Consider the following 13,563-nt stretch of genomic DNA (forward strand, 5'->3'; position numbering starts at 1 on the left):
TTGTCCTACTGTAAAAGAAACTTACAATAAATTCCAAGACGATGATGGATGTCCAGATTTATCTATTGGTGGTCAAAAAGATATTGCAGATTCAGACAATGACGGTTTTCCTGATTATCTAGATTTGTGTCCAACTCAACCTGAGACATTCAATAACATTGATGATACTGACGGCTGTCCTGATGATGAGATTGGTTTACTAGATCGTGATCAAGATGGAATCTCTGATGGTAAAGACGCATGTCCACTAGAACCTGAAACTTACAATAAATTCCAAGACACTGACGGCTGTCCAGACACTGTTGATTCTATAGATTCTACTTACATATTCCCTGATACTGATGGTGATGGAGTAGATGATAGATGGGATCAATGTTTAAACGAGCCTGAAAATTATAATGGATTCCAAGATGAAGATGGTTGTATTGATGTTCTAGGATATTCTGTTGGCTTTATTGATTCTGATTTTGATAATATTGGTGATGATAAAGATGCATGTCCATTCGAACGTGAAAACTATAACAAATTCCAAGATGAAGACGGCTGTCCAGATGTTTTACAATTACCAATTGTAGGAGATTCTGATAGAGACGGTATACTTAATCAATTTGATTTATGTCCTTATCAACCAGAAACTTACAACAAGTTCCAAGACACTGATGGTTGTCCTGATTCTCTTTTTGATGGATTGTCAAGCAATGATTCTGATGGTGATGGAATAATTGATAATCTAGACTCTTGTCCAAACCAACCTGAAACATACAATGGATTCAAAGACACTGACGGCTGTCCAGATAGTTCTGTTTCTATACTTGATTCTGATAGAGATGGAATTCCAAATGTTTCAGACTCTTGTCCTTATGAACCAGAAACTTACAACAAGTTCCAAGACACTGATGGTTGTCCTGATTCAGTAGATGGTGTATTGTCTGGATATACATTTCCAGATGCTGATGGTGATGGAATTGATGATAGATGGGATGCATGTATTGATGAGCCAGAAAACTTTAACGGATTCTTAGATGAAGACGGTTGTCCAGATATTCCTGGAATTTCAAAATCTGCATTACTTGATACTGATTATGATAACATCCCTGATGTCTATGACTTGTGTCCAACAATTCCAGAAAACTATAACAAGTTCCAAGACTATGACGGTTGTCCTGATACAATAGACCATGGTTCCTTTGGAGATTCTGATGGTGATGGTATAATTGACAATGTAGATCAGTGTCCTAAAAGTAAAGAAACTTACAACAAGTTCCAAGACACTGACGGCTGTCCAGATTCTCTTTTTGATGGTTATTCTACCTATGACACTGATGGTGATGGAATAGTAGACAATTTAGATTTGTGTCCAAACCAACCTGAAACTTACAACGGATTCAAAGACACTGACGGCTGTCCAGATAAATCTCCATCCAAACTTGATTCTGACAGAGATGGAATTTTAGACATTAATGATGCATGTCCACTAGAACCTGAAACTTACAATTATTATCAAGACACTGACGGCTGTCCAGACTCTGCAGGCTCTGTAACATCTTCGTATTCATTCCCAGATGGCGATGGTGATGGAATAGATGATAGATGGGATTCCTGCCTTGATGAGCAAGAGAACTATAATGGATATCTAGACTGGGATGGATGCCCAGACGTATTGGCTGCAGCGTCAACAACTCCTACAAGATTTGATTCTGATGGTGATGGATTCTATGATGCAATTGATTCATGTCCAAACCAACCTGAAACCTGGAACAAATACAATGATCATGACGGTTGTCCTGACATTGCTCCAGAACAACAAAGATTTGTCCATGATGATGATCTAGATGGCATCATTAATGACCAAGACTTGTGTCCACTTGATCCTGAGGATTATGATGGTGACAGAGACACTGACGGCTGTCCTGATAACTGATTTTTGAAATAGTAAATATATTCAAATTATTTAGTTTGTTCATGCTTCCAAAATTTTCTAGTAGGGCATTTTTAGCTCCTATGGCAGGAGTCAGTGATCCTGCCTTGAGATTACAGTGCAAAAAGATGGGAGCTGGTCTGGTTGTAACTGAATTTACCAGCATTCACAGTATTATTGCAAAAGAAGAACAACTCAAAGACAACATGAAGACAATTCAAGAGTTCATCGAATTCTCAGAACAAGAAAGACCAATCTCTGTTCAATTGTTTGGCTCTGATCTTTATGCACTAGAAAAAGCTGCAACCATTGTCGAACCATATTTTGACATCATTGATTACAACATGGGTTGTCCTGCACCACACATTACACAACAAATGGCAGGAGGGGCTCTACTCCAAGAAGTAAATCTTACACAACAAATTTTCAATACTCTTGTTAATGCTGTAAAAAAACCAGTAACCCTGAAGATTCGCTCCGGTGTTACTGAAGCAAGCAAATTTCTTTTTCGAGAGATTGCAGAAATTGCAGAAGACCAAGGAATTCAAATGATAACTTTTCATCCCCGAACTGTCAGCCAGGGATATTCTGGAAATGCAGACTGGAAATTAATCAAAGAACTCAAAGAAATTTCTAGTATTCCTATAGTTGGCAATGGTGATATTACTACTCCTGAAGATGCCAAAATGATGCTTGATGAGACTGGTTGTGATTATGTCATGATTGGTCGTGGTGCCATGGGCAATCCTTTCTTGTTTGAGCAGATTAATGATTATCTCAATACTGGTTCTTACAAGGAATATTCCTTCAAAGACAGGTTGGATTCATTTTTTGATTATCTTCATCTTACTAACCAATACAAAATCAAATTCGCTAACATCAAGAGTCAGGCCATGAGATTTACAAAAGGATTGAAGGGCGGCTCTAAACTTCGTTCTAAAATCACCTTTTCAAAAAATCTTGAAGACCTAGAAAAGATCATGCGTGAGGCATATTCTATATCTTAAATTTATTTTTAGATTTGGTAATTTTCTTTACAAATGTTAATCATTTAACCCAAAATAATGTTGAATTTTTAAGTAAATCGGACTATTCTTATATATTTCAAGATGGCATTTTAGTTATGAAAATAGGAGTCGAATCATAATTGGCAACAGCTTATGTTCTCATAAACTGTGAGCTAGGTTCTGAAGAAGCTGTAATATCAGAACTAAAATCTATTGAAGGTGTTGTTGAAGTTCATGGCACATTTGGTGCATATGATATTTTAGCAAAAGTTGAATCTGGTCAAGTAGAAGCATTACGCGAAACCATTACTTGGAAGATTAGAAAAATCCCAAAAATTAGATCAACACTAACTCTAATGGGAATTGAAGGACAACAGTAACTTCAAAATCCTTTGCTTTTATACTTAGTTTGCAATAAGATGCTATCCCTTCAAACAACATATGTCCTCCAAAAGGATACCTCCTGAGAGGAAGTTTCTCCTCTCAGTAGCTTTATTTCAAAATAAAATTGGATTTAATAAAATAAAATGATTAGAGGGCTTCAGAACCCGTCTTTTTAGATGCTATGTTTAGAGCACTTTCTACATTGGTGACTGTGATAATTCCATCTCCGCCCTTTCCTGTAAAAGCTGAATCAGCAATTGCTGAAGATACTTTCTCTACGTCTGAGTCATCTACTACTGTTATCACTGTTGCAACTTTGTTGTATTCTGCAGTGAATGAACCTGTGCCTCTTCCTGATCTGATCTCTTGTCTTTTTCCAGAACCTCTACCCTTTCCTTCTGTGATAGTAAATCCACCGACAATGTCTTTGATTGCATCAGAAACTGCACCTGCTTTATCCACTTGAACAGTTGCCTCAATTCGTTTCATTTGCATTTGTTTTTTGGTATTGTTTAAAAACGATCATATGTATTTTTTAGAATTTTATGATACATTGTTGGTTATTTCATAATCCTCTGGGCTTTTTAGTGCAGAAAAAAAGTAAAATCATGAAAAGTGACGAAAAGAGATCTCACAGACTAAACTATCTTCTAAAATGCTATTTGAGTGATCCTCAAGAAAATGCCCTGTATCAGAGGGCAAAACAGATGGGAGTGTCAGATTCTACTGCAAAAGACTACATCAGAACTGTCATTATCCAAGCACAGAAAATCTACTCTAGATAGAGAAGTCATTAGAAATCTTAAACAAGGAATTCATAAATAATGATTATAGGAGAAAATACTCGTGGATTCATTACTTGATGATGTAAAGGCTCTTTTGGAAAAAGACTTTGGCGATGACAGAATTCTAAAGCAGATTCGCCGGGCTTGTGAAAATAATGAAGTAATTAGCAACTTTGAAAGAAATTATGTTAAAAAATTAGCAGAAAAACATCTTGGACGAAAACCTGATACTCCTGCACCTGTCGAAAAACCTGTTGTTCCAGATGTAGTATTACCTGAAACTGCATCTATTACAAATACAATGTCTACTCAAACTCAAACCATTAGATCAGCGTCACCTAAAATTTCCTCTGGTTCCTCAAAGAACTCAAAACTAATGATAGGTATTGGTGCAGTTGCTTTAATAGCAATCATTGCAGTTGCTGTATCCTTTAGTGGAATTTCTACTGAACCTACTTCTGTTGTAAAGACTCCTACTAAAACAGTTGCAGAATCACTAATGATTAAAACTGACTTTGCATCATATAACAACAAAGACATCATATCAATTAATGGCATTTCTGATACAACTGGTTCTGTGAATCTTTCTATAGAAAATCCAAAAGGTAAACTTGTTTGGGCAGAACAGGTTTCTCTAAAAAGTGATGGACGATACTCTACACTTGCAATTGCTGGTGGCCCTGGATGGGAGAGTTCTGGCACTTACACTATCAAAGTAGATAACGGTGCTGAAACAAAATCTAGTACATTTTCATTTAAAGCATAATTCTTTCAAATTCTTTCCAGTGAGAATCAATAATGTCTCTAAGCTTTTCTACACTAATCTCTTCCATGTATTCGCGATAAACTATGTACTTGTTTTGTCGATTTGAATTATCTCCGTAAATGTCACTGGTATTCTTTGGAACTGCATTTGATTTCCATTGGTTCATCTCAAAGACCCAAACTGTTGCATCTGGATTTGAAAAATCAATGTCGTCGCATCCTACAACATACAGGTAGCATTTTGCTGATTGGTTTAGCTTTTCATGTAATTTTTCATAGGCAATCATCTGCCCCTTTGCAATGTTTATCTTGTCGTTATGGAATCCTTTGAATTCCAAAATGACAAACCCCCCCTTGTGCTCAATTAGCCAGTCAATATCCGTGCCTCCTGAGGCTATCATCCCGTGTACAATGAGGTCTCCTAGCACTTCCCTGCCGCGAGTAAATTCTGTTTCATCAAAAATCTGATATTTTGCTTTTTGACTTTTGCGAATAATCTGAGGCTTGTGGTCATTTTGTGCAGGTTCATTTTTTTCGTAAATATTGTCAATCAAATCACTGGTTTCATTGGCCATGAAATTTTACATCAAAAACCTAATGATAAAGAGAGTTTGTAAAATATAGTAAAGTTATTCTATTTTTCTGGCTTATCTGCAGAAAAATTCTCCACCTGCTCCTTTATACAAAACAAAATATTCATCAGGATTCTTTCTCTCTTTTTTTGCATTTAGTGCATCTTGATACATTTCAAAATGCTCTACGAGATACAATTGGTTTCCTGGCTCTGCAAAATAATCAATACCAATCAGATCAAACCCGTTATCTGGAGTCAGTTTTTTCTTTTCTTCTTGAAAATTATCTTCAGTCAATCTATTTTGTAAAATCTATTGATCATATATCATTAGACTTTTTTCTTCTAATACTGAATGTAGGTTGTGAACAGAACGATACACGTCTGATTCTTTTTTGGCTCCAGTACAAACCAACTTACCTGATGCAAACAACAAGATTACAGTTTTAGGATCAAGCATTCTGTGAATTAGTCCTGGAAATTGTTCTGGCTCGTACATGCTTCTTGGCAATGTTCTTGCTGCTTTTTCTAGATGTATCTTTCCACCTAGATTAATTGCTGCAACAATATTTTGTACGGTAATTACTGCATCATTTTTTATTTTGATTTTTCCTTTTCTAAGTTTTTGAACTACAGTGTTTACTGCTTTGATTGCCATCTCTTCTGATTTTGCACCAGTACACACCATCTTTCCTGTTCTAAAAATCAAAGTTGCAGTTCTTGGACTCTTTAATCTGAAAACTAGTCCTGGAAATTGTTCTGGATGATATTCAGTATCTGGAAATTTTTCTGTAATTTCATTAAGGTCAATCTTTTGATCAACTGATGCAGATGCAACAACATTTTCAACACTGACAATAGGCTTTGTCTGAGGCATAACGAGGGACTTTAAATAGGCCCTTTATATATACTAGTCAAATTTTTTGGAAAGAATCTGGGTTTGCTCAATGGTGGCCTATCCACTGATATCTGTATTCTTCATCAATAATATCTGTAACAATTTCTTTGTTCTTGATTTTTGTTTTAGGCAATTCCACATCAAAGAGTCCCAGCTGTCCTTTGTATGGGATGGGGATTCGAAATGACTTTGGATTCTTTAGCAAAAAACCAAAAGTTCTGTCATGAAAATTTTTTGAGGCAAGATGGAAATTTTGATCCAGCTTGACTTGCTTTATGGTGTCGTATTTTTTTACGTCATAGATTTCTGCTTTGCCAACAATTGCACCTGTGACAAATTTTTTGTCAATCTTTAATCTCTTGCAATCTTCTTTTCTAATTTTTAATGGTGCGTGTATTAGTATCTCTCCACGAAAATTTGTGTTCCATTTACGTAACTCGATTGTCTTTTTTCCTAGAATGATTAAATCAGCAAATGGTTGAGATACTGAAAGACATTTCAAATTATTCTCTAGCTACCTGAATGTATTCTCCAGGATTCTTGCCTCTTCCTTCAGGCAAATTTGTTATCCCTCCATTCAAACTTTGAGTAACTATTCCTTTGCTAGCCAATACCTGTGCAGTCATAAGTGATGTGTTTCCTGCCATGCAAACTAGTAATGATTTTCCTTTGGAGCCTTGTAGCTCTTTACTAAGCTCTTCAGGAACTTGTTGTGTTGATAATAGATTGTTAATTGTAGATGCTTTTGGTACAGTAATTTTTGACTTGTCAACACCTAGTGATTTTGCAATAATTTCAATTCCTTCTTCTTTTGGTGTGTATTGTGTGTGAACCCAAATAATATTGTCATACTCTTCTGCAACAGCAGCTGCATCTTCTACTGATATTTTCATTGGAGGCTTGTCTTGTGAGATTTGCTCAAAGTTCTTTCTGTACTTTTCAATTCCGTCTGCAACAATAACTATACCTTTTTTGATTTCTCCCTTGTATGCCATCTCTAGTGCTGCATAAAGCTCTAGTGCACTACTTTCACCAATGTCGTGTCCCTTCTCTACCATAAACTTGAGAAGTAATTTTACATTCTCAAAATCAACTTCGTGCTCTGTGTATAATTCAGGATTGTACAATGTCAAGCCTTCAGCCTTGGATTTTGTTCTAATTCCTGCAACATCTTGGCCTGGTGGTGGGAAAACAACATGAACTGCTTTTTTGTTGTATTTCTCAGACATGTATTTACTCAAACCACCTGACGTTCCTCCTGTTCCAAATGAACAAAAGAGTGCATAGTCTTCTAGCGAATCACCATTCTCATGTAACTGCTGATCAATTTCTGGTGCAGTAACTGTATTGTGAATGTCAATGTTTAGTTCGTTATCGTATTGTTTTGGACAAAACATATTGTAAATATCTGCAAGGAATCTTGCCAAATTAATAATGTCTTGTTTTGCTAGCAGTGCTTCAATTTCCTCAAGGTTCTTGTCAAAGACTTGAGGATCAAAACCCATCTCTGTTAATTGTGAGCGAATGTTTGCAGCAGTTGCCTTTGCAGCCATCTCGTCTGCTTTGTTCTCCATTCCAGGAGCTGGACAAATGTCCATGTCTAAATCCATAATTTTGATATTTTCATTTCTTAATTCCTTGAATACACCTTCTTGTAATTTTCTTGAAACAAGTGCAACTACAGTTACTCCAAGTTTTGATAAGAGACCTAATGCAATTCCAAAGTTGCCTGATGTAGCTTCAATTACTATGCGTTTACCGTTACATTTGCCAGACTTTATTGCCTCATGAATAATGTGTGATGCTGCCCTTACCTTGATGGAGCCGCTAAGTAATTCTGAATCAAACTTTCCATAAATTTTGAAATCCTTGTCATCTAGATTTAGTTTGTATACACTTTTGGCACACTCTTTGAGGTCTGCAGTTAAATCCACTAGTGGTGTTGCATTTACAATCTTGTCTCCTTCTCTGTGTGGAATTTTATTCCATACCTCTTCTTCAAATTTTTGCAAAAGTGCAGGATCGTAATTTTGATTTTCTGACAATTTCTAAACCTCCTAATTTTTTCTCAATAAAATATCTATAGAAAATTAGTTCAGCCTATTAGATATCTAAAATGTTGATGACCTTGTTTGGGATGTCTCTAAGACGGCTTACTGCCATGGTTTTTTCATATCCCAAGTGTCTTAGATTATTTGCAATGGTTGTGGCCCTGACTGTATTTGGCCCCAAACCCAAGGCTGCCATGCTAATTCCTAACCCTTTCAATGACTTTGTCATGTTTCTGACTGCATCAGGATCTGATGGCTCACCGTCAGTCAATGTCAAGAAAATATCAGGCCTCTTTGATTGTAAAACTGGAAACATCTTGTCATATACTTCAGCTAGGGGGGTTGAACCATTAGCTACGATTTGGGCCAACCTCTTTGCAGTGACATTATTCCATTTCATGTTGTCTGGTTTGATGGACCAGCACACTACTGATCTGTTCTCTGTACTAAATGCATAGACTGCAAATTTTACTTTGAGATATGCCAGAACTTCACAAAGAGCAAGCGTTGCTTTTTTGTATTCAATTGCATCTGAAGAAATGCTAGATGAATGATCTAACAGTATGACAATTTTTGTTTTAATTGATTTTTTAATGTCTGTAAAAAATGGCTTGTTTCCTTCGATATAGTTTTCTTCATCAAACTCGTCTCCTGAACTCAGATGCTGCTCTTTCCAACCTGTCTTCCATTCCTTGAATTTTGTTTTTAATCCGTTAATCAAACTCATGTCATAGATTGTTGTCTCATCTACATTTCGTGTAGATGGTATCTGAATTCCTATTGCTTCAGGCATCAGTCCTTTGTTTTCTGTCTTTTTGTCTTCATCTAACAAAACATTGTACTCATCAATCACATTGTCTCCTTTTAGTATTGCAGCAGGATCCACATCGCCAAAGTCTCCTTCTTTGTTTTTAGAAACTATCTTCAAAACTCGTAGCAGTTCTTCTTCAGATAATGGCATTCCTGCTTTCATAAATGGCAGTGACACTGGAATTGTTAAAAGAGAATCAATTTCTAAAATCTTGATAATCTCGCTGACATTTTTTTCTAGCCATTCTGTGTCATGGTTTTCTTTAATTGCCTTGTTTACCATTTTTTTGGCAAATGCATCTGCTTTTCTTATTCTCTCAAAGTGACTTGACTGGACCTCTCCTTTGATTGCTCCAAACATAAAGTACTGGTAAAACGCCTCAACTAGCCTTGCTTTTCCGTAAACTGTGCTGAGTTGTGGTCTTGAAACTAGCATGTAGGCGTAATTGAAGATAATCTCATTGTCCATACCTCTCCAAACTTTTCTGCCCAACTCTTCGACGCGTCTTGTCTCCATTGTGTTTAGGATAAAACCAAATGCATGATCATTGCTCAGTATCTTCTTGCAATACTTTATTCTCATTGCTTCATACCATAATGAAGTTCTAAACTGTCTGTACTTTTGAAAATCACTTCCGATTCTTTTTTCTAAAGGCGTTAGAATTACCTTGTTTTCTACCAGTCTTGTTTTTGTTTCAACCTTGTCTGAAATCTCTACAATTATGTTGTCTCTTTCAGACCATCTTCTAACAAGAAATGTAGCAATCTCTACTAGCGATTCGTTTTGAAGTTTAACTGATTGCATTTAGTTTCCAAACATTGAGGTAATGATGTCACTTACTTTTTGGTACTCTATATCTCCCCATTGTGTGTACACATTTCCAAAAACAAAATTGGCAGCTTCTTTTGCAGCCATTCCTCCGTCTAACAATTTTGCAAAAGCAATTGTCTCCCTTAGACTGGGTGAGTAAAACAACTCTTCAACTGCTGCTGCTTGTCTTAATGTATTTGCTAGTTTGATTGCCTGAACTATTTCTGATTCATGTTCTCCTGATACGTGTTTTTTTACAATTTCGAGCTCTACATCTTCAGGAGGATACTCTAGTCTTATTCGAACTGGAAATCTGCTTAATAGTTGCGGTGGTAATTCCTTTGTTCCGCTGTGAGTCAATGGATTAATTGTTGCAATGACAAACCAGTTGTCTTTAGCTTTTACTACTTCACCCGTTGATTCTTTTAATGCAATTTGTCTTCTGTCATCTAGTGCTTCATCTAATCTAAGTAACACATCAGCTTCTGCAGAATTAATCTCATCAAGGTATAGCAAACTTCCATCCCTCATTGACTTTATCAAAACCCCTTCATCAAAACTCACAGTTCCATCAGTGAGAGTTTTTGTTCCAACTAGATGACTCTCCCTTGTTCTGAGGCTAAAATTAATTGATTCTAAGTTGATTCCTTTACCTTTTGCAAAATCTCTGACCAGTGATGTCTTGCCTGTCCCCTTTGGTCCAATTATTAGCACAAAAAGTCCTGCATCATATGCCTTGTTGATAGTTTGAATTGAATTATTCCAATCTAGATACTGAACTTCTTCCAAAGTACGTTTTCATTGATTTCGACAATATTTATTGTTAGATCTATTTTCCAAATGCTTCTACTTTTGCAAAAGCTGCATCCATTCTTCCATGGAGTGTTTTGTTCCATTCATCAAAACCAGATGGGTCTTTTGGATAATTGTTGTAGTGTTCTACTAACCACTGGTTTTCTTTTGATGTGTATCTTAATCCGTCTGCAACTGTCTTGTTCATTGCACCTCTGATTATCATTCCAATCTTTCCTAGTCCTGAAAAGTCTGGGTGTTCACCTTTGCTGATTGATTCCACATCCATGTTTCCCAAAAAGTGTTTCATACCATAACTGATTTGCTCATTTGTCATTTGTTGAACTAGTCTTCTAAACAGTTCTAGACCTGCAGTCTTGTAACCATACTCTTTGATGAAATCTAAATTGTATTGCCATAGACTTGCTTCTGAAAAGTCATTTGCTTCTAGTGCTTTTGCAACATTATTTCCTATGATAGTTCCTGCAATTAATGCTGGACCGATTCCTCCTGCATCAATTGGTTTTGGCATCCATGCAGAATCTCCAACCATCATGTATCCTGCTGAAACCATACAATCATTTTGTCTTCTAACTGAAACTTGGAAAATTCCTGAATTGTTGTTAATGTCTTCAGGGTCTTCAGAAAGTTTTGGATTTTTAATTGCAGTATTTCTGTGCAAATATTCTTTCATCAAAGATTCGACATTGTCTTTTTTGCCTAATCGCTTGTTTCGTCTTTCTAAAAGTGATTTTTCAACACCTAGACCGATGTTTACTTTATTATCTCCTTTTGGAAATACCCATCCGTATCCCCCTGGAGCAATGTCTTGGTCTAAATGAATAATACAATAATCAGGATCAAAATCTGTAAGATTTTTTTGTCCTGGTTCAAAATACATGATGTATCTGCCAGTTGATTCCAAGTCTCGTCTGTCGATTCTTTTTTCTACCTTGGTAGAGTTTTTCAATCCACTTCTGAGCATGGATGCGACACCTGTAGCATCAATGACAATTTTTGCTGTCTTTTTGAATGGCTCGTTTGTCTTGCTGTCTGTTCCTTGAACACCTACAACTTGTTGACCATCATAAATTAGACCTGAAAGATTTTTTTCAAATGCAAACTCGATTCCCATCTTTTGGCATCTTTCATTTTGAATCTCTGGTAACTTTTGACGATTCAACATGTATCCTGCGCCATCAAATGGAATTGCAGTTTCTGTGTCTGGAGAAAATGCCATTACGCCTTTTACATCATGTTCGATTTCTGGTCTGGTCCATTGAACCTTGATTCTCTCAGACATGTAATCTACTGCTTCTTTGGAGCATGCATCTCCGCAAACCCAGCCAGACAATGACTTTCTGCCTGGTAGTATTGGAGAGTTTCTGTCAACGACTAGAATCTTTGCGTTTTGATTTGTATAGTGAGAAATAGCTTGAGCTGTAATTGTACCTGCAAGGCCTCCACCTGCAACTATAACATCATAGTCTGCCACGATAAGAGGTTCGGCTGTCCGTATTTAAAATAATACCATGGAATTGTACAAGGAATCGTGTGTTTTTGCTAAATTGATCGATTCAAAATTTGGGGTCGGTTCGTCGCGGCGTCTTCAAAGCTTTCGCTCAGACTGGAGCGGCTGTTATCTCCTCATTCCCAACTGATAATGTGATTTTATTCTATTTAATCTAGTTGGCAATTTGAAAAATTTCTGTAAATGTTTTGATGGTATCTTTTTTGTTGTATACTGGTGTGTGGATTTTTATTTTGATTGTATCTTTTTCACTTATTGTGACGTTGCCCTTTACGAGTTCCTGCTTGTCTAGTCTCATGTGAAATCTAGAATCAACTGTCCTCTCTTCAATCTCGTCGATTAACTCATCAATTTGTTGGGGTGGCAGCAGCTCTACTAGTTTTTTTAGAAAATTTAGAGCCTGTTTTTTGAGAATTTTTGCATGAATCATGAGAATCGGATTATCAAAATGGCCTGTGGTTTCAGTAACGGCAAAGTCTTCTTCTTTTAGTTCTAGTATCTCAAAGGACTGGAAAATTTTTGAAACATCTTCAGTTGCATGAACTATGGCATCAATTGTAATCTCTATCTTATCATTCATGATTGTAGAATATGATTAGTCTATTATGCTTCAAGCAAAACTGTTTCTTTCTCAGCAGTTCTGATGAGTTTAACTTTCTCAAGACCTACGTGTCTTACTCTGATGACCTTCTTGAATGCAGCCATAATGTCTGAGTTAATTTTACTGTAACATGTTGCTTGAACAAATTGTTCAATTGTCATTTCTGGAACTTGCTTGTTGATTACATCTCTTGCAATTAATCGAAGTGCATGTTTTCTAGATGTGTTAAGTTGTCTGTGAGTCAAAGCAATTACCTTGATTCTAAAGATGTATCCATCTTTTGTTTTAGCATCAATAATGAAATTAATTTTTGATGAACCACGTCTTACTAGACTGCGCAAAAATTCTTTTGAATATTCATATCTCTTGAAGATTGTTGTTGCTTTGTCTCCCTCAACTTTGTCAATTTGGAAATAGATTTTGTATTGGTGTTGTGAAGGATCTCCTTTTAGAATATCATATAGTGTAACTTCTAAAACTCTACCGGCAGCGTTTTCCTCATCTGTAATTGGTACATACCCAATTGGTACATTGTTAAATGAATCTGGAGCACTTACAGTAACCCAGCGTTTTTCTCGCCACTTGTCTTTTACTCTGCCTTTTCTACGTGCCAATTATTATCGACCTTTAAACCCAAAA

General features: G+C 36.4%; 16 protein-coding genes. 5 read left to right on the forward strand and 11 right to left on the reverse strand.

Features of this window, described 5'->3' with window-relative positions:
• The 3 genes from ACX12B_RS04665 to ACX12B_RS04675 form a co-directional block, all read left to right on the forward strand.
• On the forward strand, positions 1-1,921 hold a 1,921-nt coding region (locus ACX12B_RS04665; protein ID WP_459352892.1), incomplete at its 5' end, for a thrombospondin type 3 repeat-containing protein.
• Between the two features lie 41 nt (positions 1,922-1,962).
• Positions 1,963-2,925, forward strand: a complete 963-nt coding sequence (dusB, locus tag ACX12B_RS04670; RefSeq protein ID WP_459352893.1) for a tRNA dihydrouridine synthase DusB — start codon at positions 1,963-1,965, stop codon at positions 2,923-2,925.
• A 140-nt stretch (positions 2,926-3,065) separates the two neighbouring features.
• On the forward strand, positions 3,066-3,305 hold the full coding sequence (locus ACX12B_RS04675; RefSeq protein WP_048071573.1) for an Lrp/AsnC family transcriptional regulator: 240 nt from the start codon (positions 3,066-3,068) through the stop codon (positions 3,303-3,305).
• Positions 3,306-3,456: 151 nt separating this feature from the next.
• Here the strand turns inward: ACX12B_RS04675 and ACX12B_RS04680 are convergent, their stop codons facing one another.
• Entirely contained in the window at positions 3,457-3,798 is a 342-nt protein-coding gene (locus ACX12B_RS04680) for a P-II family nitrogen regulator (protein ID WP_459352894.1), read from the reverse strand.
• A 119-nt stretch (positions 3,799-3,917) separates the two neighbouring features.
• On the opposite strand from ACX12B_RS04680, the gene ACX12B_RS04685 reads away from it, so the two are divergent.
• Positions 3,918-4,094 (forward strand): hypothetical protein, encoded by a 177-nt coding sequence (locus ACX12B_RS04685; protein WP_459352895.1) that lies wholly within the window; start codon positions 3,918-3,920, stop codon positions 4,092-4,094.
• Between the two features lie 61 nt (positions 4,095-4,155).
• Positions 4,156-4,860: a hypothetical protein gene (locus ACX12B_RS04690; protein WP_459352896.1), complete on the forward strand. Its 705-nt coding sequence runs from the start codon at positions 4,156-4,158 to the stop codon at positions 4,858-4,860.
• Here ACX12B_RS04690 and ACX12B_RS04695 read toward each other — a convergent pair.
• The 10 genes from ACX12B_RS04695 to ACX12B_RS04740 all read right to left on the reverse strand — a co-directional run bounded on the left by ACX12B_RS04695 (position 4,850) and on the right by ACX12B_RS04740 (position 13,538).
• Entirely contained in the window at positions 4,850-5,434 is a 585-nt protein-coding gene (locus ACX12B_RS04695; RefSeq protein ID WP_459352897.1) for a hypothetical protein, read from the reverse strand. The genes ACX12B_RS04690 and ACX12B_RS04695 overlap by 11 nt on opposite strands.
• Positions 5,435-5,506: 72 nt before the next feature.
• Positions 5,507-5,728, reverse strand: coding sequence for a hypothetical protein (locus ACX12B_RS04700; protein WP_459352898.1), 222 nt, complete (start codon positions 5,726-5,728; stop codon positions 5,507-5,509).
• A 15-nt stretch (positions 5,729-5,743) separates the two neighbouring features.
• Positions 5,744-6,307, reverse strand: coding sequence for a TATA-box-binding protein (locus ACX12B_RS04705; RefSeq protein WP_459352899.1), 564 nt, complete (start codon positions 6,305-6,307; stop codon positions 5,744-5,746).
• A gap of 67 nt (positions 6,308-6,374) precedes the next feature.
• Positions 6,375-6,830, reverse strand: a complete 456-nt coding sequence (locus ACX12B_RS04710; protein ID WP_459352900.1) for an ASCH domain-containing protein — start codon at positions 6,828-6,830, stop codon at positions 6,375-6,377.
• A 1-nt stretch (position 6,831) separates the two neighbouring features.
• Positions 6,832-8,373, reverse strand: coding sequence for a pyridoxal-phosphate dependent enzyme (locus ACX12B_RS04715; RefSeq protein WP_459352901.1), 1,542 nt, complete (start codon positions 8,371-8,373; stop codon positions 6,832-6,834).
• 58 nt (positions 8,374-8,431) lie between these two features.
• Positions 8,432-9,994: a VWA domain-containing protein gene (locus ACX12B_RS04720; RefSeq protein ID WP_459352902.1), complete on the reverse strand. Its 1,563-nt coding sequence runs from the start codon at positions 9,992-9,994 to the stop codon at positions 8,432-8,434.
• On the reverse strand, positions 9,995-10,789 hold the full coding sequence (locus ACX12B_RS04725; RefSeq protein ID WP_459352903.1) for an AAA family ATPase: 795 nt from the start codon (positions 10,787-10,789) through the stop codon (positions 9,995-9,997).
• 40 nt (positions 10,790-10,829) lie between these two features.
• Positions 10,830-12,287, reverse strand: coding sequence for an NAD(P)/FAD-dependent oxidoreductase (locus ACX12B_RS04730; RefSeq protein ID WP_459352904.1), 1,458 nt, complete (start codon positions 12,285-12,287; stop codon positions 10,830-10,832).
• A 190-nt stretch (positions 12,288-12,477) separates the two neighbouring features.
• Positions 12,478-12,903 carry an RNA-binding domain-containing protein gene (locus tag ACX12B_RS04735; RefSeq protein WP_459352905.1) on the reverse strand — a complete coding sequence of 142 codons (426 nt, stop codon included), beginning with the start codon at positions 12,901-12,903 and terminating at the stop codon, positions 12,478-12,480.
• 23 nt (positions 12,904-12,926) lie between these two features.
• Entirely contained in the window at positions 12,927-13,538 is a 612-nt protein-coding gene (locus tag ACX12B_RS04740) for a 30S ribosomal protein S3ae (RefSeq protein ID WP_459352906.1), read from the reverse strand.
• Between the last annotated feature and the right edge of the window lie 25 nt (positions 13,539-13,563).

The organism is Nitrosopumilus sp. S6 (assembly GCF_054515815.1).